Origin of the sequence: Pontibacter sp. E15-1 (assembly GCF_022601975.1) — a bacterium.
GTDB lineage: Bacteria > Bacteroidota > Bacteroidia > Cytophagales > Hymenobacteraceae > Pontibacter.
In genome coordinates, this window is the sequence record NZ_JAKVIR010000017.1 from 117,957 (window position 1) to 138,995 (window position 21,039).

21 protein-coding genes are annotated in these 21,039 nt (G+C 52.9%); 10 read left to right on the forward strand and 11 right to left on the reverse strand.

Going from position 1 to position 21,039, the window contains the following annotated elements:
- Positions 1-38 precede the first annotated feature (38 nt).
- Entirely contained in the window at positions 39-275 is a 237-nt protein-coding gene (locus MKJ04_RS13375; RefSeq protein WP_241642154.1) for a Kazal-type serine protease inhibitor family protein, read from the reverse strand.
- Positions 276-485: 210 nt separating this feature from the next.
- On the opposite strand from MKJ04_RS13375, the gene MKJ04_RS13380 reads away from it, so the two are divergent.
- From MKJ04_RS13380 to MKJ04_RS13390, 3 genes are all read left to right on the forward strand, one after another.
- Positions 486-899, forward strand: coding sequence for a hypothetical protein (locus MKJ04_RS13380; RefSeq protein ID WP_241642155.1), 414 nt, complete (start codon positions 486-488; stop codon positions 897-899).
- Positions 900-1,062: 163 nt separating this feature from the next.
- A complete protein-coding gene (locus MKJ04_RS13385; RefSeq protein ID WP_241642156.1) occupies positions 1,063-1,458 on the forward strand; it encodes a YtxH domain-containing protein in 396 nt (131 codons plus the stop codon).
- A gap of 215 nt (positions 1,459-1,673) precedes the next feature.
- Positions 1,674-2,174 carry a YtxH domain-containing protein gene (locus MKJ04_RS13390; protein WP_241642157.1) on the forward strand — a complete coding sequence of 167 codons (501 nt, stop codon included), beginning with the start codon at positions 1,674-1,676 and terminating at the stop codon, positions 2,172-2,174.
- An 83-nt stretch (positions 2,175-2,257) separates the two neighbouring features.
- Here MKJ04_RS13390 and lysS read toward each other — a convergent pair whose 3' ends face one another.
- Both lysS and MKJ04_RS13400 read right to left on the reverse strand, forming a co-directional pair.
- A complete protein-coding gene (lysS, locus tag MKJ04_RS13395) occupies positions 2,258-3,799 on the reverse strand; it encodes a lysine--tRNA ligase (protein ID WP_241642158.1) in 1,542 nt (513 codons plus the stop codon).
- 312 nt (positions 3,800-4,111) lie between these two features.
- A complete protein-coding gene (locus tag MKJ04_RS13400) occupies positions 4,112-5,137 on the reverse strand; it encodes a hypothetical protein (RefSeq protein WP_241642159.1) in 1,026 nt (341 codons plus the stop codon).
- Positions 5,138-5,588: 451 nt separating this feature from the next.
- Between MKJ04_RS13400 and MKJ04_RS13405 the strand changes: the two genes are divergently transcribed.
- Positions 5,589-6,746, forward strand: coding sequence for a trans-sulfuration enzyme family protein (locus MKJ04_RS13405; protein ID WP_241642160.1), 1,158 nt, complete (start codon positions 5,589-5,591; stop codon positions 6,744-6,746).
- A gap of 26 nt (positions 6,747-6,772) precedes the next feature.
- The gene (locus MKJ04_RS13410) at positions 6,773-6,922 is read left to right on the forward strand and encodes a hypothetical protein (protein WP_241642161.1); all 150 of its coding nucleotides are present in this window, start codon (positions 6,773-6,775) and stop codon (positions 6,920-6,922) included.
- Between the two features lie 198 nt (positions 6,923-7,120).
- Here MKJ04_RS13410 and ggt read toward each other — a convergent pair whose 3' ends face one another.
- Both ggt and MKJ04_RS13420 read right to left on the reverse strand, forming a co-directional pair.
- Entirely contained in the window at positions 7,121-8,854 is a 1,734-nt protein-coding gene (gene ggt / locus MKJ04_RS13415) for a gamma-glutamyltransferase (RefSeq protein ID WP_410896825.1), read from the reverse strand.
- Positions 8,855-8,940: 86 nt separating this feature from the next.
- A complete protein-coding gene (locus MKJ04_RS13420) occupies positions 8,941-11,079 on the reverse strand; it encodes a carboxy terminal-processing peptidase (protein WP_241642162.1) in 2,139 nt (712 codons plus the stop codon).
- Positions 11,080-11,323: 244 nt separating this feature from the next.
- On the opposite strand from MKJ04_RS13420, the gene MKJ04_RS13425 reads away from it, so the two are divergent.
- Entirely contained in the window at positions 11,324-11,779 is a 456-nt protein-coding gene (locus MKJ04_RS13425; RefSeq protein WP_241642163.1) for a ferritin-like domain-containing protein, read from the forward strand.
- A gap of 117 nt (positions 11,780-11,896) precedes the next feature.
- Positions 11,897-12,445 carry an arylesterase gene (locus MKJ04_RS13430; RefSeq protein WP_241642164.1) on the forward strand — a complete coding sequence of 183 codons (549 nt, stop codon included), beginning with the start codon at positions 11,897-11,899 and terminating at the stop codon, positions 12,443-12,445.
- A 253-nt stretch (positions 12,446-12,698) separates the two neighbouring features.
- Here MKJ04_RS13430 and MKJ04_RS13435 read toward each other — a convergent pair whose 3' ends face one another.
- From MKJ04_RS13435 to MKJ04_RS13455, 5 genes are all read right to left on the reverse strand, one after another.
- Entirely contained in the window at positions 12,699-13,232 is a 534-nt protein-coding gene (locus tag MKJ04_RS13435; protein ID WP_241642165.1) for a hypothetical protein, read from the reverse strand.
- A 98-nt stretch (positions 13,233-13,330) separates the two neighbouring features.
- Positions 13,331-13,963 carry a fasciclin domain-containing protein gene (locus MKJ04_RS13440; protein WP_241642166.1) on the reverse strand — a complete coding sequence of 211 codons (633 nt, stop codon included), beginning with the start codon at positions 13,961-13,963 and terminating at the stop codon, positions 13,331-13,333.
- A 166-nt stretch (positions 13,964-14,129) separates the two neighbouring features.
- On the reverse strand, positions 14,130-14,834 hold the full coding sequence (locus tag MKJ04_RS13445) for a fasciclin domain-containing protein (protein ID WP_241642167.1): 705 nt from the start codon (positions 14,832-14,834) through the stop codon (positions 14,130-14,132).
- A gap of 160 nt (positions 14,835-14,994) precedes the next feature.
- A complete protein-coding gene (locus MKJ04_RS13450) occupies positions 14,995-16,086 on the reverse strand; it encodes a serine protease (RefSeq protein ID WP_241642168.1) in 1,092 nt (363 codons plus the stop codon).
- Between the two features lie 50 nt (positions 16,087-16,136).
- Entirely contained in the window at positions 16,137-16,709 is a 573-nt protein-coding gene (locus tag MKJ04_RS13455) for an RNA polymerase sigma factor (RefSeq protein ID WP_241642169.1), read from the reverse strand.
- Positions 16,710-16,851: 142 nt separating this feature from the next.
- Here MKJ04_RS13455 and MKJ04_RS13460 point away from each other — a divergent pair, with 142 nt between their 5' ends.
- The gene (locus MKJ04_RS13460; protein ID WP_241642170.1) at positions 16,852-17,046 is read left to right on the forward strand and encodes a hypothetical protein; all 195 of its coding nucleotides are present in this window, start codon (positions 16,852-16,854) and stop codon (positions 17,044-17,046) included.
- A 138-nt stretch (positions 17,047-17,184) separates the two neighbouring features.
- Here MKJ04_RS13460 and MKJ04_RS13465 read toward each other — a convergent pair whose 3' ends face one another.
- The gene (locus MKJ04_RS13465) at positions 17,185-18,375 is read right to left on the reverse strand and encodes a proline dehydrogenase family protein (protein ID WP_241642171.1); all 1,191 of its coding nucleotides are present in this window, start codon (positions 18,373-18,375) and stop codon (positions 17,185-17,187) included.
- Positions 18,376-18,748: 373 nt separating this feature from the next.
- Between MKJ04_RS13465 and aroB the strand changes: the two genes are divergently transcribed.
- Positions 18,749-19,786 carry a 3-dehydroquinate synthase gene (aroB, locus tag MKJ04_RS13470; protein WP_241642172.1) on the forward strand — a complete coding sequence of 346 codons (1,038 nt, stop codon included), beginning with the start codon at positions 18,749-18,751 and terminating at the stop codon, positions 19,784-19,786.
- Positions 19,783-21,027: a 3-phosphoshikimate 1-carboxyvinyltransferase gene (locus tag MKJ04_RS13475; RefSeq protein WP_241642173.1), complete on the forward strand. Its 1,245-nt coding sequence runs from the start codon at positions 19,783-19,785 to the stop codon at positions 21,025-21,027. Before aroB ends, MKJ04_RS13475 begins: the two co-directional genes overlap by 4 nt.
- The last annotated feature ends 12 nt before the right edge of the window (positions 21,028-21,039 follow it).

Genomic DNA, 21,039 nt, shown 5'->3' on the forward strand with positions numbered 1-21,039 from the left:
AAATTAGGGGTATAAATCAGTTATTAGAAAACGCTGCGTTACTTGCCGCTGCAGGGGCCCTGCGTGTATGCCGTGATACCCGCATTGTCGGCCATGCAGGCGTTGCTGTACGTTTTGCCGTCGCAGCCACATACAGGGTCATACTGCATGGTGCAAATGCCATCGGGGTTAATTTTAGCGGGGTCGATGCAGGCGGGTTGCGCGCTTTGCCGGTTCGCGCAGGAAAGCAACCCGCTAACCAGAAGCGCAAACGCAGGGAGAAATAGTTGTTTCATCAGGAGGGAGGTATGGTACAGGCCTTTATACGCTGTCAGTGTGCTTGGTGTGCGCACATTAACCAAGTATGGCCGAAACCGTATGTATTTCCAATGCACAAAACTATCAAAATATAGGCGGAGTGCAGGTTTTATTCTGCGGATATCCGTAAAACTGCCCTGGCATGCGCCAAAGCATTGAAATGTATCTTTTTATTTAACCCAGAACACATGAACAATCCGAACAAGGATAGTGGAAAAATCTTAATGGCATCGCTGGCGGGCTTAGGTGCCGGTATCATCGCCGGTGTGCTGCTGGCCCCCGAAGACGGCCGCTCATCCCGCGAGAACGTGCGCCAAAGCCTGACAGAGGCTGGAGACGAGTTAAACTTGACACTCAAGCGCTGGACGACGAACCTGAAGGCCAAGGCAGGCAAAAAGCAAAGCCCAGCCGATGACCAGCTCGTAATGCACGGATCCTGGGATGACGTGCGCGCCCAGCTCCGCAACAACTACGATGAACTGACGGAAGATGACCTGGATTATCAGGAGGGAGGCGAGCAGGAGCTGCTTGGCCGGTTGCAGACCCGCCTGGGAAAGACAAAGGATGAGATCGTGGAACTGATCTCTAAAATCACTAAATAAACCAAAGCGCGTTTTTACATCCTCCGGGGTTTTCTTTACATGGTCGTGTTCAGGATGACAGAATTTTAGTATAGGTATAACTTAATTTATACTTGAACGTTATTAAAAACACACGAAAAAAACTTCAGAGATAACCAAAGTAAATTTATAACAAATTAAAACTATGAAAGATAATAGCGGAAAGATATTGCTAGCGATGCTAGCTGGTGCAAGTGCCGGTGTAATTGCTGGTTTGATGATGGCGCCAGACACTGGAGAAGCAACGCGTACGAGCGTGAAAAAATGGGCTGGCAAACTGAGCAAAGATCTGGAGAAGAATTTGCAGGCTGGCTTGGATGAGATCAAGAACATGAGCGATGAGGCGTATTCCAACGTGAGCAACGCCGTGAAAGGCGATAAATCAGGTGGAAGCAATGCTTCTTCTACCGGTTCTGCTTCCACAGGTGCTTCTTCTACTGGCTCAGCGTCTACAGGCTCAACAGGTGGTGCTTCTACTGGCTCCACTGGCTCTACTGGTGGAAGTTCAAATACTGGCTCTACTGGCAGAAGCGCTTCCTAAGCAACATCATACCTAAATTATATGATATCGGCTTGCCGAAATCATATGCTCGCGCCTGCTCTTGCAAAAGGGCAGGCGCGAATGCTTTTATAAAAGTGCGGTGCTAACTTATTGCCTGCTCTTTCGTTAAAACAGTTTCAGGCCAAGGCTAAACAGAGGCCTGAATTAGAAGCGAATAGAATCTTATAACCCAAAAAAAGACGATGAAGACTGACATGGAATGCAGATCACTTGGTGAGAGCAAATCAAACTATACCACAAACGCTACCTCTGTCCGACAGATGAAGCAAAAGGATACAGGCAAAAAGAGCAGCGGAGGCGGATTAGCCATGGGCCTGGTGGCAGGTGCCGCAGTGGGTGCGCTGGCAGGAGTGCTGCTGGCCCCGGAGAAAGGAAACGTAATGCGCAAAAAAGTGGCAGACTCCGCTTCTAAGTTAGGAGACCAGGTGAGCAAGAGCTATACCTCCGGCAAAGAAAAAGCCAGCAGCTGGACCGAAAAACTGACGAAGAAAGACGGCAAGACAAATGCACATGTAAACGAGGCACCTACGCTCCCAGCCACGGAAAGCACCGGCCGAACTGCCACAACCGCTGGCAATGTGCAGAAAAGCCCATACACCGATACCAACAAGCACTCTGACCAGGAGGTGAAGAGTATGATTAACGATGCGAAAGACACGACCTCCAACAAACCGGGTAACACGCCGAACCGTTAGGCCAGGCACCCGCCCAGGGTATAAAAAAGGAAGCGCCTGCTATATGACTATAGCAGGCGCTTCCTTTTTGCGTATGGGGCAATCTATTTTTCCTCTTCCTTTTTCTCTTGTCTTTCCGGTTTCATCTGCGGGAAAAACAGCACATCCTGTATAGAGTGCGAGTTGGTCATGATCATGCTAAGGCGATCGATGCCAATGCCAAGGCCTGCAGTTGGCGGCATGCCGTACTCCAGGGCGCGAAGGAAGTCTTCGTCCAGCACCATGGCCTCTGTGTCGCCGCGCTTGCCTAGTTCCAACTGCTCCTCAAAGCGGGCGCGCTGGTCAATCGGGTCGTTCAGCTCAGAGAAGGCGTTGCAGATTTCCTTGCCGTTGCAGATGGCCTCAAAGCGCTCTACCAGGCTGGGCTTGCTGCGGTGCTTCTTGGCCAGCGGGCTCATCTCTACAGGGTAGTCCGTGATGAAGGTAGGCTGGATGAGGTATGGCTCGCAGGTCTCGCCGAAAATCTCGTCAATGATCTTGCCTTTGCCCAGGCTAGGGTCGATCTTGATGCCCAGGCTTTCGGCAGTCTGGCGCAGCTCGGGCTCTTCCATCTCCGAGATATCGATCTTAGTGAAATGCTCAATCGCCTCGAACATGGTGAAACGCTTCCAGGGGCGCTGGAAGTTGATGATGTTCTCGCCAACCTGTACCTCTGTTTTGCCGTGCAGGTCGAGGGCTACTTTCTCCACCATCGCCTCCACCAGGTCCATCATCCAGTTGTAGTCTTTATAGGCGACGTATAGCTCCACCTGCGTGAACTCCGGGTTGTGGAAACGGCTCATACCTTCGTTGCGGAAGTCCTTTGCGAACTCAAACACACCGTCGAAACCGCCCACGATCAGGCGCTTCAGGTATAGCTCGTTGGCAATGCGCATGTAAAGCGTCATGTCCAGGGTGTTATGGTGCGTTTTAAAAGGGCGGGCGGCGGCACCTCCGTACAGCGGCTGCAGGATAGGGGTTTCCACCTCCAGGTAGCCTTTGTCGCTCAGGAAGGTGCGCATGGAGTTCACCAACTGCGTACGTTTTTTGAACGTCTCGCGCACCTGCGGGTTCACGATCATGTCCACGTAGCGCTGGCGGTAGCGCAGCTCCGGGTCGCTGAAAGCGTCGTACACGTGCTCCACGCCGTTCTCATCTATTTCGCGCTTCACAATCGGCAGCGGCTTCAGCGATTTCGTGAGCACCGTAAGCTCTGTTACGTGAACCGATGTCTCGCCAACCTGCGTCACAAACACATGGCCTTTTATACCGATGAAGTCACCGATGTCGAGCATCTTCTTGAACACGGTGTTATACATATCCTTGTTCTCGCCGGGTGCAATGTCATCGCGCGACACGTAAATCTGGATACGGCCTGTGCTGTCCATCAGCTCCGCAAAAGAGGCTTTCCCCATCACGCGGCGGCTCATCAGCCGGCCAGCAAGGCTTACCTCCTGGTAGTTGTTCTTTTCCTTATCGAAATTTTCCTTTATCTCTTTGGCAGTGGCAGTAACTTCAAATGTTTCAGAGGGGTATGGGTTGATGCCCATCTTCTCCAACTCTTCGCGCTCGTGGCGTCTGCGTAGTTCCTGTTCGCTCAATTGCATGCTATCTTAACTAATGGTGGTCGTTTTAACAATCTGCGAAATTCGGAAATAAATGGCAGCTTTTAAATAATTAATTCTTGATTGTTGAATTGCTGCACTGTAGGTGCTGATAAAGTCGAAAAAATATAGCTGCCTACTGCAAACGCTCCAGGTTGGAGACGATGTATAATGTCCATTTGCCTGCTTATACAGTGGTCACTTCTTCATCGTTAAAATTCATTTCGTCATCTATTTAAAATTCAATTGTTCGAAATAAAAAAGCTCCCGCAGGAGAACCTACGGGAGCCGGAAAGATAGCTAAAGTGGGCGAGCCTAGGCTGCCTGTCCCAGCCGGAACTCATCACCGAAGAGTGGCTTGATACGCTCGTGCATTCTGGCGGCCACAAAGGAGCCTTGCAGGTGCTGCGGCAGCTCCTGCACAAATGCCGTGTACTCCGCGATGCCCAGCGCCTGTGCCACATACCCCTCGTGGATGCCGTTGAGGTAGCTCACGATCTGCAGCAGCGACTCATGGAAAAGCTTAAAGTCGATGTCGGCCTGCACAAAGCGCTCGATCTCGCGGTGCGAAGAGGAAATGCGCAGCCGCGCCATCAGGTCGAACAGGGTGGTATAGCCCACGCGCCAGGTCAGCTGCTGCCAGTGCTGCGGGCCAAACTTCTGCAGGGTCTCGCCGGTGCGAGTGCTGCGGATGGCAGTGGCCGGGTTTGCCTGCACCTGCTGGCGCACGGCCTTCGCTTTTTGCCGGCGGGTGGTGCGCAAAAACTGCCCTACCTGGGCCTGCGCCTCCAGTTCCTTGCCCGCAATCTGCAGGCCCGGCTTGTAGTGCGCCAGCGGCAGGCGATGTATGTTAAAGTGACCGTAATGGCCCGAGGCGTAAAAGCTAATGGCACGCGGGTAGGCGTTTTTCACCACCAGGCGGCCTGCCTCGCGCAGCACAAGCGCCTCGTGGCCGGAGGTAACCCCACGCGTGCGCAGGAAAGCCTGCAGGCCCGAAAAGACAGTATAGTAGGCCTGCGGAAACGTCCAGTGGAGGGCATTGCGCATATACGCCTCGTCTCCCAGTTCGGCGGTGGCCCGCAACGCATACTCGGTGCTCCAGCAATTGAGCAACAGTTGTTTCACGGCGGCCACGTCCTGCTCGCTCAGCTCCGGCTTCGCCTCCCGGAAGAAAGCAAGGTGGTCCAGGCCGTTGTCGGTGAAGTGCTGGATATGGTAATTGATCGCAAAAAAGTAGTTCAGAAACACCTGTGCCGGAATCGACTTCTGCCACTCTTTGTCAGTTTCTCTCTGCTCCTCCGGATACATCGAAACCACGTTTTCTTCTTCTTTCTCTTTCATGCATTTATAACAGTTTGGGGGGTATAACAGTTGCAGGGAATGCTAATATTTGTAGTATTTTAGCAAAATTATACCGCTGTAAATCAGCGTGTTATAAATTAATTTTGAAAAATTTGTGAGGAGGTATAAAACTGGGGAAACGAAGCCAGCTACATGCCTGAAACAGGCGGGAGCAGAGGGCTTTTATACCCGTGCAGGCGTACAAAAAAGCCACGGAACGCAAAGTGCTTGGGCGGAGTAAAAGAGTATAGCGAGACGGGATTTAAAGGCATTCTGATAAAAAGTATTCACGGAAATGTGTGGTTGGATTGATGCGAGCCCGAAAATTATAGATTGATTTTTTGACTGCACTTTTTTATAGGATGAGGATGACACCATAGTTTAAGTTGATGCTGTTCTCATACATCATATAATTTCTGATTGCCGGGTTTACGTTGTACATATCACTTCTATGGATTTATCATACATCATCAACGAACTGGGGGAGGAGCGCGGAAAGTACTATGATGCGGTGGCACCACCCATTCTGCAGACCAGCAACTTTGCCAGCAACACAGTGGCCGAAATGCGGTATAAAATGCGGCACGAGGCAGACGCGCACCTATATACCCGTGGCAACAACCCCACTGTATCGATATTGGAGAAGAAGCTGGCTGCGCTGGAGAGGGCCGAGGAGGCGATCGCGTTTGGGAGTGGCATGGGGGCCGTGGCGGCTGCCGTGCTCTCGCAGGTGAAGGCCGGTGACCATGTGGTATGCGTAAAACGCACCTATACCTGGACCAAGACGCTGATGCAGCGCTTTCTCCCGCGCTTTGGCGTGGACGTGACGCAGGTGGACGGAAGCGACACAGCCAACTTCGAACGCGCGATCCGGCCAAACACGCGCCTGTTTTATCTCGAGAGCCCCACCTCGTTCACCTTCGAGCTGCAGGACCTGGCCGCAGTGGCAGCCCTTGCCCGAAAGCACAACTGCGCCACCATCATCGATAACAGCTTTGCCTCCCCGCTGCACCAGAACCCGCTTTCTTTCGGCATCGATTTAGTGGTCCATTCCTGTACCAAGTACATTGGCGGACACTCCGACGTGATGGGCGGCATCGTGTGCGGTTCGCGGGAGCGTATTCAGAAAATATTCAAGGCGGAGTATATGACGCTGGGCGCGGTAATGTCGCCGCACGACGCCTGGCTGTTTATCCGGGGGCTGCGCACATTGCCCGTGCGGATGGAACGGGTGGCGGACTCCACGCAAAAGGTCGTGGCTTATCTGGCTTCGCACCCTAAAGTAGCGCAGGTGCTGTTTCCGTTTCTGCCCTCACACCCGCAACATGCGTTGGCGCACCGGCAGATGCGCACCAACTCCGGGCAGTTCTCGGTGTTGCTGCACGCCGATAGTTTGGAGCAGGTAGACCGGTTCTGCGACAGCCTGCAGCATTTCCTGATGGCTGCCTCGTGGGGTGGCCACGAGTCGCTCATTTTTCCGATGTCGGCGGCCTATACCTCCCAGGAAATGAAACTGGACCTACCTTTCAACCTCGTGCGGTTCTATGTTGGCCTGGAGGACCCGGACTACCTGATCCGGGATGTGGCCCAGGCCCTGGCTAAAATGTGACAGCGGTTAGCGCAACTGGCTCCGGTATGTCTAACCGAAACGCAGTCTGGGATTGTACCACCTATGGTCTGAATGGCACCGGAGCCGCGCAGATGAACGGGTATGGTATGGAAGGAAAGCAGTTGTTTACTGTTACAGGGACTCGGGAAAACGTGCAGCAGCTGCTGCGCCAGTAAGCCGCTGACTTTAAAAAGGGCTCTATGTCCTGAAAGTGAAGGCGAGGAAAGAGGTTTTCAAAAGCAAGATGCTGAAGCAGTAATCCAGCCTGGTTCCGGATAGATTTTGCCGAGGCCTGTCGCGTTTGCGGCAGGCCTCAGCTTTTATACAGTTAAAGAGCAGTGGTGGTATAACTTACTTTGAGGTATGGCAGAAGCTTAGAACCCAGCGGCGGCATCATCGCCGCGCGGGTCGGCACCGGCTTCCAGGCGACCGTCGGGCAGCACTAAAATGGCATCAACGCGACCGTAAGGCCCGCGTTCCTGCAGGGTATACCCCTTATGGCGCAGGGCCTCCCGTACTTCGGGCGATATGGCGTTGGGCTCATGCTGTATCTCATCTGGGAGCCACTGGTGGTGGAAGCGGGGCGCTGCCACGGCTTCCTGCATTGTCATGCCATGCGCCACCACATTCAGGATAGCCTGGTACACGGAAGTGATGATGGTGGAGCCACCGGGCGTGCCCACCACCATGTATAGCTTGCCGTCTTTTTCCAGAATGGTTGGCGTCATGGAACTGAGCATCCGCTTGCCGGGGGCGATGGCGTTGGCTTTGCCTCCCACCAGTCCGAACATGTTCGGCACGCCGGGCTTCACGCTGAAATCGTCCATCTCGTTGTTCAACAGAAACCCAGCGCCTTCCACCACTACCTTAGAGCCATATGCGCCATTGAGCGTGGTTGTGGCCGACACGGCGTTGCCCTGCGTATCCACGATGCTGAAGTGAGTGGTCTGCTCTGATTCATATACAGGCATTTCACCGGCTTTTACCGCTGTGGAGGGGGTGGCTTTGGCTAGGTCCAGGGTGGCCATACGCTGGCGTAAGTAAACGGAGTCGAGCAGTTCCTGCACAGGCACCGTTACAAACCCTGGGTCGCCCAGATAGGTGGCACGGTCTGCGTATACCCGGCGCTCCGCTTCCGTCATGAGTTGAATGGTTTCGGTGCTTTGCCATCCATACCGCTGCAGGTTGTAAGGCGCCACCATCTGGAGCAGTTGCAGCAGTGCTACGCCTCCGCTGGAGGGCGGCGCCATAGAGATAACCCGGTAGTTTTTGTAGCGGCCTGTTACCGGCTCGCGCCATACGGCAGCATACCGTTGTAAATCCTGATGTGTGATGATGCCATTGCTGCGTTGCATCTCGCGCACCAGCAGGTCGGCCGTCACGCCAGTATAAAAGCCATCACGGCCTTCGTCGCGGATGCGTGATAGGGTGCGGGCAAGGTCCGGGTGGCGCAGCGTATCGCCTGCCTGCCAGTTGCTTTCCCGGGTAAGGTATGGGATGTGTTTGTTGTGCTGCAGGAAGTTTTCCCTTGTGCGGTTAAGGCCTGCCGCCTCCTTTTCCGTCAGCACGACTCCCTTTGCCGCAAGGTCAATGGCAGGCTGTACAAGCCTGGCCCAGGGCAGTGAGCCTAGCCGCCCGTGCAACTGCACCATGCCATCTACAGTGCCGGGCACGCCAACTGCCAGGTGTCCGCCTGTGCTCAGGCCATTCACCACATTCCCGGCACTGTCCTGGTACATGGTTTCGGATGCGGCGGCTGGGGCTGTTTCCCGGTAATCCAGGGTGCCGGCCTTTCCGGTGTGCTGGCGGTATACCAAAAAGCCCCCTCCTCCTATATTCCCTGCCGCCGGAAGCACTACCGCCAGGGCAAACTGTGTGGCAATGGCGGCATCGTAGGCATTGCCGCCCAGTTGCAGAATCTCCTTGCCCACACGCGAGGCCTCCGGGTGTGCCGAGACCACCATGGCTTCAGTCGCAATAAAGCCCCTTGCCTGCGTAGGGATCTGTTTAGTGCCAGGGTCGGTTGCACAGCCGCTAAAAACCAACTGGAGCAGGCAGACTAGCAGGAGAGGACGCATCGTCCGGTGTGAGTGAGATAGGTAGCGCATAGGGTATGGGAAACGTGAGGGGCTAATATAGAAAACGCCGGCTATGAAACCATAGCCGGCGTTTTCTTAAATATGTATGGGAAGGCTTATTTTACGCCTTTCTTTACTGTTGCCACTGTATGCAGGTCGTTTTCGATGATTGCTACTGCCTCCTCCACATACACATCCTGCGTAAGGCTTTTCACAAACTCTTTGCTGCGGGCCACTTTGGCTGTGTCGGTGCCCAGGGCTTGCAGATCTTGCTGCAGGCGTTTGATGTCCAGCACAGGTATGTTTTTCTGGGCCGCCTCGTAGCGCTTGGATATTGCCTCGGCTTTGGCCTCCTCTGCCATATATTTTTCCAGCTTCAGGGAACGCTCTGTCTTATCAGACTGCTTTTTCAGGCGCTCTGCGCTTTCCTCGATTAGCTTGAAGTTCTCGTTCATCGCGATTCTGGTCTTGCTGTTGGCCTGTATCTGCTGGAAGTTTATCTTGCCATTTTTCCAGGTAGCGTATTTTGCCGGAGAAATCTCATCGAAGGGCAGCGGATAATCCTGCTCTTTCTCGCCAAACTCAAGGTATGCATAGGCATCCGGTAAGATCACGTCTGGTGTCACACCGCGTAGCTGTGTGGTGCCTCCGTTGATGCGGTAAAACTTTTGTGTGGTGAGCTTCAGGGCGCCAAACGGCTTAAAAGCATTGAACTGCGACGGAAGCGCATCATCCAGCTCGAAGAACTGCTGCACAGTGCCTTTCCCATACGTTGGGCTGCCTACAATCACGGCGCGCTTGTAATCCTGCATGGCTGCGGCCAGAATCTCGGAGGCCGAGGCACTGTTGGCATTCACCAGTATCACCAGCGGGCCGCTGTACTGCACCTGCGTGTCGCGGTCGTCAAGCACCACGGCTTTGCCAGAGGCTGTCTTTACCTGCACAATGGGGCCCTGCTCAATAAACAGGCCTGCCATCTCCACAGCGTCAGAAAGGGAGCCGCCGCCGTTGTTTCGGAGGTCCAGAATCAGGCCTTCCATTCCGGCTTTCTTCAGTTTCTCAATTTCCTGCTTCACATCAGCGCCACTAAAACGACCGTCCTTGTTCTGGAAGTCGGCGTAAAAACCTGGCAGTTTGATATAGCCTATCTTCTCTTTGTCGTTGATAATGGCTGACTGCGCATAGCCCTCGTCCAGCACGATAATGTCGCGCACGATCGGAATAACCTTGGATGAGCCATCCGGCTTTTTCACGGTGAGGCGAACTTCTGTGCCTTTCTTACCCCGAATCAGCTGGATCGCGTCGTCGAGGCGCATGCCCTCCACCAAAACTGGCTCACCGTTGCCCTGCGCCACTTTCTGGATCGCGTCTCCCGGCTTTAAGTCGCCCTGCAGATAAGATGGGCTGCCAGGCACGATCTCCATCACCTTAATCTGACCGTCTTTCTCCTGCAACGAAGCGCCAATGCCCTCTAAACGGCCAGTAAACTCAATGTCGAAATTACTCTTGTCCTTCGGCGGGAAATAGCCGGTATGTGGATCATACACGTTGGTGATGGCGTTGATATAAGTCGTGCGGCGGTCATCTTTGTTGATTTTAGCCAAACGGCTGTACAGGTCGTCGTACGTTTTTTTCACCTTCTCACGGGCCTCTTTCTCCAACTCCGCAGGTGTTTTCTGTGCTGCCTTGCTGTCTTTCTCGAGGGCTTTTTGCTGCTCTTCCTGCAGGTCTACCAGCCTGATCAGCGTCTGGTATTTCAGTTGCTTGCGCCAATCTTCCTTCAGATCGGCTTTGTCTTTGGCATAAGCCAGCTTTTTGCCATCAGTCTCAATCGTCTCGTCCTTCGAAAAATCAAAAGGCTTGTCTAATATCTCCTTATAATAGGCCTCCGAGTCTTTCATGCGCTGGCCGATGAGGTCAGAAGACACGTCAAAGAACTCGAATGAGCCTTGGCGAAGCTGATCGTCGATGGCCGTTCTGTATTTGCGCAGCGCCTGCACATCAGAGGCAAGGAGGAATTTCTTGTTAAAGTCGATCCTGTCCAAATACAGGTCAAACACTTTCTGGGAGAAAGCGTCGTCAACCTTCTCAGGCTGGTAGTGTCCGGAGTTCAGGCCCTGCATCAGAGCTTTGATCAGGATCTGGTTCTTGCCCTCCGGCGAGTTGTCGCGACTGTAAAGGATGAACGAGCCTGTCAGCAGAATTACTGCGAAAACCGACAATATGATTTTGAAACGGGTTGTCAATGATAGCATCTATTTAGTGATTGGACTTATAACTTGATACGCAAAAGTAATGCCGCATATCGCTTTTAAATTCACACAAAAAGCATTACCCCGTAATGTAGTATGAAAATGCGTTAATTCATAGGGGGCAGTTCCCGAATTGCTTTTAGCGGTTACTCTTCCCTGGCTATACTGTAATGGGCTTAGGTTTATATAACTCTTCCGGCTGTATTTTCGTTTCCATTAACTCAAGAACCAAAATACTTTTAAAACTATGCAAACTAACAACGAGAGAACAATAGATGTTTTACAGGAGCTTAACCAATTCGTGAACGACAGAATGGAGGGGTATAAGCACGCCGCTGAGGAGACAAAGAACCCGGCGCACAAATCTTTTTACAAAGACCTGATTCAGGAGAGTAAGTCATTCTCCAATGAGATAAACAGCACCCTGAGCAGCTTCGGGGGCGAGCGAGAAGAAGGCACCACCATGAAAGGAAAGATTTTCCGCGGCTGGATGGACGTGAAAGCTACCGTAACCGGCAACGACGAAGAGTCTATCGTGGAGTCTAACATATACGGCGAGGAGTGGGCACAAAAAGCGTACAACGATGCCCTGGACCATAAGGCAGAGTTGCCTCAGAATGTAGTGCAGATGGTAGAGAAGCAGAAGAACTCGTCTCTGGCTACCTGCGAGCGGCTGCGCCAAATGAAAGAGAGCGTAGACTAAGCTCACCTGGATTAAAAATAAAAGGGGGTTACCATGGTATGGTAGCCCCTTTTTGTTTTCGGCAGTGCGTATATGTCCAAAAGAAAACCATCAACCTAGGTTTAAAACAAAGGAAGAATGAAAAATATCCTGTTTTTCGGCGACAGCCTTACTGCCGGCTATGGTCTGCTTTCCGGCCAGTCATACCCAAGCCTCATCCAGAGAAAGCTGCAGGAGGAGGGGTATGCTTACAAGGCGATTAATGCGGGGCTTAGCGGAGACACCTCTGCCAGCGGCTTGCAACGCCTTGACCGCTGGCTACAGGAGCCCGTGGATATTCTGGTGCTTGCGCTGGGGGCGAACGATGGCCTGCGCGGCATACCCGTACACGAAACCTCCAAAAACCTGAGAGAGATCATCCATAAGGTGCGCCATACGTTCCCTGAAGTAAAGGTTATCCTGTCGGGGATGGAAATCCCGGATATTGTGCCCGGGCGCTACGCCGCTGAGTTCAGGGTGCTGTTCCGGGAGTTGGCGCTTAAAGAGAAAGTGTCGTTTGTCCCGTTTTTGCTCGAAGGGGTAGTGGGAAACCGGTACCTGAACCTGCCCGATGGAATACACCCGAATGCAGAAGGGCACAAGGTGCTGGCAAGCCATACCTGGAACGTGCTGAAAGAACTCCTGTAAATTACCCGCAAGCACTCCCGGCGTTCAGTATGGGTAGCGTTTGCCTGTTCACATAATCGCAAGTTTATACCTGCACAAAACCTCGTACCCTCAAGAGAAGAGCGGGTGCTGCCCTATACCGGGTTATACCTATGTGTAGTTCGCGTATAGGTATAAATGGCATTATCAAACCTGACTAAAAGAGAAAGCCAGTTCCCTTTAAATAGGAAACTGGCTTTCTGATTTGAGGATGCCTATTAACCGCTATCTCCGATTAATAATAGATGTGCTCTCCTCTGTTTTTGTTGAAATGCGTCTCGAAATAGCGCGCATCTTCCGCGTTATGTGGCCTGAAGCCAAGAACAATGTTGCCCTCTTTTACACCGGACTCATACACCTTGGCGCGTTCTTCCGGTATGCCAGCACCAACCAGTGCCCCGATAAGTCCGCCAGTAAGGCCACCGGCACCTGCGCCTGCAAGGCCTGCCGCCAACGGACCGGCAATTACAAGGCCAAGGCCCGGGATAGCTACTGACGTGCCAATAGCTGCCACTGCGCCAATAATAGCGCCCAAAGTACCTCCGATGGCAGAACCAGCCCCAGTGCCTTCCAGCGACTTGTTGCCTAGCTCAGTTGTGTCTTCTTTGTCATCATCTCCGAAATGGCGCTTGCGCGCATCATCCGACATAACTACATTTATATCGTCTTTCTCGTAGCCGCGAGCTCTTAGTTCGTCATACGCACGCTCTGCAGTGTCTCTATCAGGAAACATGGCGGTCATCATACCCGCTTTATCTGTTGTGTTCATAGCTTTTTCAGTTTTAAAAGTTCGTAAGCAGGAATGTAAAATTCTTTCCTGCCTGATAATTAACGGTGACTTTCCGCGATGGTTACATTGTTTCTTCGCTACCGGTTGTCTGCCGATGGCGGCACGAGCACTTTATCGATAACGTGAACCACCCCGTTGGCGGCTTTTACATCGGGAGTGAGGACGTGAGCCCCTCCCACCATCAGCCCAGAGTCGCTGTGTGTTACCTTTAGTGCATCCCCTTGTGCAGTGGTAACCGCGGGGTGCTGCTGCAGAGAAGCAGTGTAGAGCCTGATGGGGAGTATGTGCGCCTGCAAAATACGGGTAAGTTCCATCTTGTTGGATGGTGCCTTAAGCGCGGCAAGGGTACCCTCAGGCAACGCGGCAAAGGCTTTGTTTGATGGCGCAAATACTGTGTAGCTGGCGGGGCTTTCCAGGGTTACTACCAGGTCAGCGGCCCGTAAAAGGTCCAGGAAGGTTGAAAGGTCCGGGTTCTGCTGCACCAAAGCGATAATATTCTGGTTGCTGCCAAGCTCGTTCTCTGCGGAAACGTAAGCGTCTCGATCCATGGAGCCTGCCGTGTCGGGAGGGGTATAGGAGGTTATCTCGTTTTCATCTGTAATGGGAGACTCTGTGGCCATGCCTTCATAGTTCACGGTCGTATCAGAACTCGCGCAGCCATAGCTTACAGAAACAGCGAAAGCCAATGCTCCCCAAGTGTATATTCTCATGTGGTTGTCTCGGTTTAATGACTTTATATGAACGGTGAGATTAGCAGCACAGTTGGCGCGCCTGATTTTCTACTTGCTTTCCCCCGCCCCGTTAAAACAGAAAGCCTTTCCTAAGCGGGAAAGGCTTTCTGTTTTAACGGGGCGAGGATACGTGATATCCTGCTCCTTATTCAGCAGAGACTTTACTTGGCATAATCACATTGTCAACAACATGAATGTAGCCATTAGAGGCCTCTATGTTGTTTTTTACGATGGTGGCTCCCCCAACTGTAATGCTGGTGCCGTTCATGCCAACGGATACAGGCAGGTAGCTGTCTTCAGTGAGCTTGATGCGCTGGCTGCTGTTAAATTGTACGGAACTTACCTTGCTTGGCAACACATGGGCCTGTAGTATATTCATAAGTTGCGCCTTGTTGCCGGGCTCAGTCAGCATCTCTAGTTTCTGCTTGTCCAATTTGGCGAAGGCCACGTTTGTAGGCGCAAAAACAGTCATTTCGCCCACGCGCATCAGGTCGTCTTTCAAACCCGCGTGCTCAACCAAGGCCACAAATGTAGAGAGGTTTGGGGTTTTCTTTGCCAGAGTCAATATATCGTACTGCTTGGAGTCGCTCACGTCTTCGAACATGTCGTTCACATCAACCGGATTTTCCATGGATAGGTCCATATGGGCGGACATGTCATGTGAGGACATATCATTCATTGGCATTGTTGCGGAGGCGTCGTCATCCGTGGTGCTACCAGCCATTGTCTGGGTTTCGCTCATGGTCATTTCGTCCGTGGCGGTAGCGTCGTTCATCGTATCATTAGAACTGGCACAGCCAAACAGCAAAGCTGCTGAAAGTGCCACTGGTAAAATTGATTTCTTTTTCATAGCTCGTAGTTAAAAATTTAATAGTTCGAAGATTCGTATTTCTTAAGTAACTATACTTTTAACTGGTTTATGGCACTGAATGTTAAGCTATGATTGTTAAAACAACCTCGTTATTATGTGAATTATTGCTTCTGGCTAATAAAATGAGGCCTTTGGCGAATCAATTATAAACCTTAACTACAAAAACGTAGTCTTTTAATTTTTTTAGCTGTTGTGGCCTGCTCTGTCCAGAAAGTGTATTATTCCTTTGTAAAACTGCAGCAGAGGAAGTGTCTTCAGAAGGCAGCTCGGAGATCATTTGCAGTAAATATGCAGATTTGATGGCAAATGACGCCCCTTCCTGGCCAGCCTGCTTTCCGCTGATTACCCCGATCAGGTTGCCTTTATCATCCAGCAGGGGGCCGCCGCTGTTGCCTGGATTTAGAGGGATAGAGATTTGGTAGGCAGTAGTGTCACCTTCAAACCCGGTGGATGAGCTCAGTGAGCCCTCTCCAAAAACAATGTCTTCGCGCGGATAGCCCAGGGTATATACTCGCTCTCCTAAATCAGACTCCTGCGTCTTGAAGGTATAAGGCAAGTTGCCAAACGAGACAAACGCCGGGTCCGACACCTTCAGGATAGAAAGGTCATGGATCTGATCGCGGTATACCTCAGTTACCTTGTATTTGTGCCCTGCCGCATTCTCGATTAGCACAGAATCTGCCCCTTCTACCACGTGCGAACTGGTAACCAGGAAACCATCGGCGCTGATGGCAAAGCCGGTGCCGCTGAACGCCGCTGAGCGGGGGGCAGGCTTCGACGCGTCGTTGATGCCGTTGATAATGGCTGTCTGGGTTTTCTTCAGCCGTTCTACCTCGCGGCGCAGCTCCACGTAACGTGCGGTCTGCTGGCGCACAGGCGCCTTCAACTGCTGCACGCTCCAGAGCGCACCGAAGACGGAAAGCAGCGATACGCTGGCCGCAACGGCAATCGTCTGCGCATGGCGGTTCCAGTATACCTTCCAGCCTGCCGGGGCGGCTGTGGGGGCTACTGTATCCGACTCCAGTTCAGAATGGAAGCGGTTAAGCTGCTGCCTCAGGTTCCGGCGCTGGCCAAAGCCCTGCAGTGTTTGCAGCAACTGCTTATGCTCGCGCAACTGCTCCGCCAAACGCGCGTCGGTGCGCAGCAAGGCTTCAAAGGCAACCTTGTCCTCGGCGGCCATATCTCCTTTCAGGTAGCTTTCAATTTGCTCGTAAGCGCGGTACTCTAACATCTTCTTTTCCTCTTTGACCTAGCCTAGGCCTGTCATATTTCCCAACCCGGTCACACCCCGGGCTTATAGGTGGTGAAAAACAATTTCTTGAGACGCTGAAGGCACTTGTACTTCTGGTTTTTGGCGTTATCGGAGTTGGTGTAGCCATACTTCTCCGTAATCACCTGCATGTTCTGCGCCTTGATATAAAAATCCTCCAGCAAGCTGCGGCAGGGTTCACCTAACTGCTCCAGCGACTCGCCCATGATGCCGAACTGCTTTTCCTGCTCTTCGTGGTGCTGGGAGTCCTCCTCCACCGGAAGGAACTCCTCCGACTCGTCTACCTTCATCACGAAGCGGCCTTTTTCAGATAGCCGCTTCAGCCACAGCCGGCGGCACACCGAATACAGGTAGGTTTTGATCTGGCAGTGCAGGTCGAGCGTGTTGCCCTTGATCTTCTCGTAGAACACAATCACACCCTCCTGATATATGTCTTTCGCCTCGTCTTCGGTTCCGCTGTTGCTCAAAATGAAATGAGAGATCATCGGGTAGTATAGTTTGTACAGGTAGGCAAGCGCTCTTTCATCATCGTGCCGGATGCCCTCCATCACTGCCTCATCCGTCGCATACAAACTCTTCTTCATTCCTGTCAATTTTAATACGTTTGGGGCCGCAATGTAACCCGTTGAAAAATTATTTTTAAATTTTTTGAAAAAGCCGGGTTACCTATGGCTTGTTCCGGTATGAAGTTAAAATCGAAACCAAAAACTTAATTACAAACACAAAATGAAAAATTTATTCACTTTCGCCATCGTAGCTCTTGCTCTTACTTTCTCTGCTTGTAACAACGAAGAAGCAGCTACTGAAACAGAAGCTGTTGAGACTGAAGTTGTTGAAGAGGCTCCAGTAATGGAAGAAGAAGTAATCGTTGATTCAACTGTTGTTGAAACTCCTGTAGTTACTGAAGAAGCTGCTCAGTAATTGAAGCAAGAACTACAGCGATAAGCTTATAGTTCTAAAAACACATAACGGGACCTTGTACTTCGGCGCGAGGTCCCGTTGTGTTTTACTGCATAGCAAAAGAAAAGGCCCGGCTGTTTAAGCGGGCCTTTTCTTTTGCTATGCGGCTTGTTGCTTCTTCCGGCGCTCCATCTCGCTTTGTATGAGGCCAAACTCCCGGCTGCTTTGCCCCGCGATGGCCGTGTTCTCGTTGGCGCGTCGCAGCAGGTATGGCATGACGGCCTCAACGGGGCCATACGGCACGTACTTGGCGACGTTATACCCGGCATGCGCGAGATTGTAAGACAGATTATCGCTCATGCCATACAGTTGGGAGAAGTAAACCCGCTTGTCGTTTGGGGCGATGTTATGCTCGGCCATCAGCTCTATCAACAGGTATAGGCTCTGCTCGTTGTGCGTTCCGGCGCAAAAGTATATCCCTTCGAGATGCTCCACGCAGAACTGCATGGCCTCATCGAACAGCTTGTCTGACGCCTCCTTGCTGGGGTTGATCGGATCGGGGTAACCCATTGCCTGGGCGCGCCTGCGCTCTTTCTCCATATAGGCGCCACGCACCAGCTTCGCACCCAAATAATATCCCTCTTTCACAGCGGTGGCGTAGTCCTGTTGGATAACGGCCAGGCGGTCGTGGCGATACATCTGATACGTGTTGTACACAATGGCCCGCTCCTTATTGTAGCGCGCCATCATCTCGTAGGCCAGGTTGTCGATAGAGTCCTGTATCCAGCTTTCCTCAGCATCCACAAACACCGGCACGTTGGCCTCGTGGCAACGCTGGCACAGCGTGTTCATGCGGTCGCGGCCGCGCTCAAACGCCGCACGCTCGGCTACGCCCAAGTCCTGGCGGTCCTGCACTTTCTGCAGCAGGTTGATGTCGATCAGGCCCGTGACTTTGAACACGGAGAAAGGTATAAGCGCATGCCCACGCGCCTTCTCCACGGTGCGCAGCAGCTCCGCCAGCGTGGCGTCAAAGCTTTTCTCATCGCCTTCCCCCTCTACAGAGTAATCCAGGATAGTACCGATGTTGCTTCGGCTCAACTCCTGTATGGCCCGTTCCGACTCTTCAATCGTCTCGCCGCCGCAAAAGTGATCGAAAACGGTTTTTTTGACAATGAACTTTACCGGCAGGTGCAGGTTGATGGCCGTGTTCAGCAGGCCACCGCCCACCTTCACCAGAAAGTTGCTGTTCATCATCTTAAACAGCAGATAAAGTTTGTAAAGCTCCGCGTTGGATTTTGAGCAAAACGCAATGGCTGTGTCATCAAAAGACACGGATGTGGTAAGGTTCATGCAAGTATAAATTTCGCTGTAAAGATAGTGTTTCGGGCAGCGTTCACAACCCCTGTCTCTGCCAGAGCAGAAGGTCAAAAACCGTGCTGTTCTGGCCTGTGTTTACAACCGCTACGAGGTTGATTTTATTCTGATTTGGCGTTTAGTAACTTTGTAATTTTAGCGGTAGTCCGTTGCAAAAGTTGTAAGCATCGCAGGCTTTATTTTTCTGATCTTTTTTTCGCAGCGGGCAAGATCATTTGGCCTTTTCTGCCTTTGGGTAGGAAAAAGTATGGCTGTAGCTACTATATTGCGGGTGCAACCCGCGGAGCCATACCTTAGCCCCAGCAGATTGCGCGAAAACACTTGATGGCAACAAACTAACGTTCGAACCATGACAGAGACGATACATATCGGGCAGCAGGCGCTGGAGGAACTGCCCATACTGCTTCAGAACAAGGCGTTCAGCAAGGTGGTTGTGCTGCTTGATGAACATACCCTGGCGCATTGCTACCCGCTCCTGAAGCCGCACCTCCCGGAGCATGACCTGATCCAGGTCAGGAGCGGTGAGGAGCACAAGACGCTGGAAACCTGCGCCTATATCTGGCAACGGATGACGGAACTGCACCTGGACCGCTGGGCGGTGCTGTTGAACCTCGGTGGTGGCGTGATAGGGGATATGGGCGGTTTCTGCGCGGCTGTGTTCAAGCGCGGGATCTTCTTTGTGCAGGTGCCCACCACGCTGCTGGCGCAGGTAGACGCCAGCGTGGGCGGGAAAACAGGCATCGATTTCCAGGGGCTCAAAAACCACCTCGGGGTATACCGGGAGCCGCAGGCTGTGTTCATCAACCCCACTTTCCTGCAAACCCTGCCTCCCCGCCAGCTCAAATCCGGGTATGCCGAGATCATCAAGCACTGGCTTATTGCCGATGCCGTCAAATTTGAGGAGCAACGGAACATCGGTATGATGACCGATAACTGGGAGGAACTGATATGGCATTCAGTGGCCATCAAATCTCAGGTGGTGGAGGCTGACCCGTTGGAGGGCGGGTACCGCAAGGTGCTGAACTTCGGCCATACCGTGGGGCATGCCGTGGAAACCTACCTGATGAGCCAACCCGACCGCGCCTTGCTGCACGGCGAGGCTATTGCCGTCGGGATGATCTGCGAGGCGTTCCTGTCCGAGAAAAAAGAGCTGCTCGCAAAAGCTGACCTGGACAAGATAGAGGTGTTTATGGAGATGATCTACGAGAAGGTGGCCATCCGGGAAGACGATGTGGAGCAGATTGCCGCCCTTGCGCTTCAGGACAAGAAGAACACGGGCATGTCCATCAACTGCACCTTGCTCAATGGCATCGGCCACGCCGTTTACAACCAACCCATCACCCTGCACGACATCAAAGAGTCATTACGCTATTACCAGTCACTATGATATCATCAAAAAAACTACGCTCCGTTACGCTCATGCACCCAACTGGTAAACTGCAAGGCGAGATCAGGCTGCCCGCCTCCAAGAGCGAGGCAAACCGTGCGCTGATTATCGCGGCACTGTCCGGGCAGGAGTCGGAGCTACTGAATCTCTCCGAGGCGAATGACACCCAACTGCTGCAGCGCCTGCTTAAAAGCGATGCCGCCGCCATAGACGCAGAGGACGCAGGCACCGTGATGCGCTTTCTGACGGCTTACTACGCCGTGACGGAGCAACGAAAAACGCTTACCGGAACCGACCGCATGTGCCAGCGCCCGATCAAGATACTGGTGGAGGCGCTGCGCGAGCTGGGCGCTGACATTGCGTATCTGGGCGAGGAAGGGTATCCGCCGCTGCAGATGAGGGGTTTTGCCGGAAACGGCAAGCGCCACCTGCGCGTGCGCAGCGACATCAGCAGCCAGTATATATCGGCGCTTCTGATGGTGGGGCCGCTGCTGCCCGAGGGGCTGGAGCTGGAGTTGGAGGGCAAGATCGGCTCGCGGCCATACATCGAGATGACGCTCTCGCTGATGGAGCATTTCGGGGTGAAGGCTGCTTTTGAGGGAAGCACCATCACGGTGCCGCACCAGCCATACCGTGCCACCACCTTTAGCGTGGAGTCGGACTGGTCGGCGGCAAGCTACTGGTATAGTTTGGTGGCGCTGGCCAAAGAGGCAGATATCACGCTGCTGGGACTGAAGGAAAAATCATTCCAGGGCGACCGCGCGATCGTGGACATCATGAGCCGCCTGGGAGTATACACCATGTTTACAGGGGAGGGCGTTCGCCTCACTAAGAAAGAGCATGAGCGGCACGCCTCCTTCGATTTCTCCGATTGCCCGGACCTGGCCCAGACCATTGTTGCGCTGGGTGCCGGCAAGGGCATCAGCTTGGACATGACCGGGCTGGAAAGCCTGCGCATCAAAGAAACAGACCGTATTCAGGCCCTCCAGATTGAGGTGCTCTCCATGAACTCCGGTCTGGAGGAAATCACGCCGGAGGTGTTCAGGCTCACACCGGGCATCCTGACAAAGCAGGAGCTGTCGTTCCGTACCTACCAGGATCACCGGATGGCCATGGCCTTCGCGCCGCTTGCTTTACTGGAGCCCGTAGAGATACAGGAGCCGAGCGTGGTGCGCAAATCATACCCCCGTTTCTGGGAAGACCTGCAAAAGGTAGGGTTCGAGATACAGGAGAATGACTGATGGCCGGGCGGC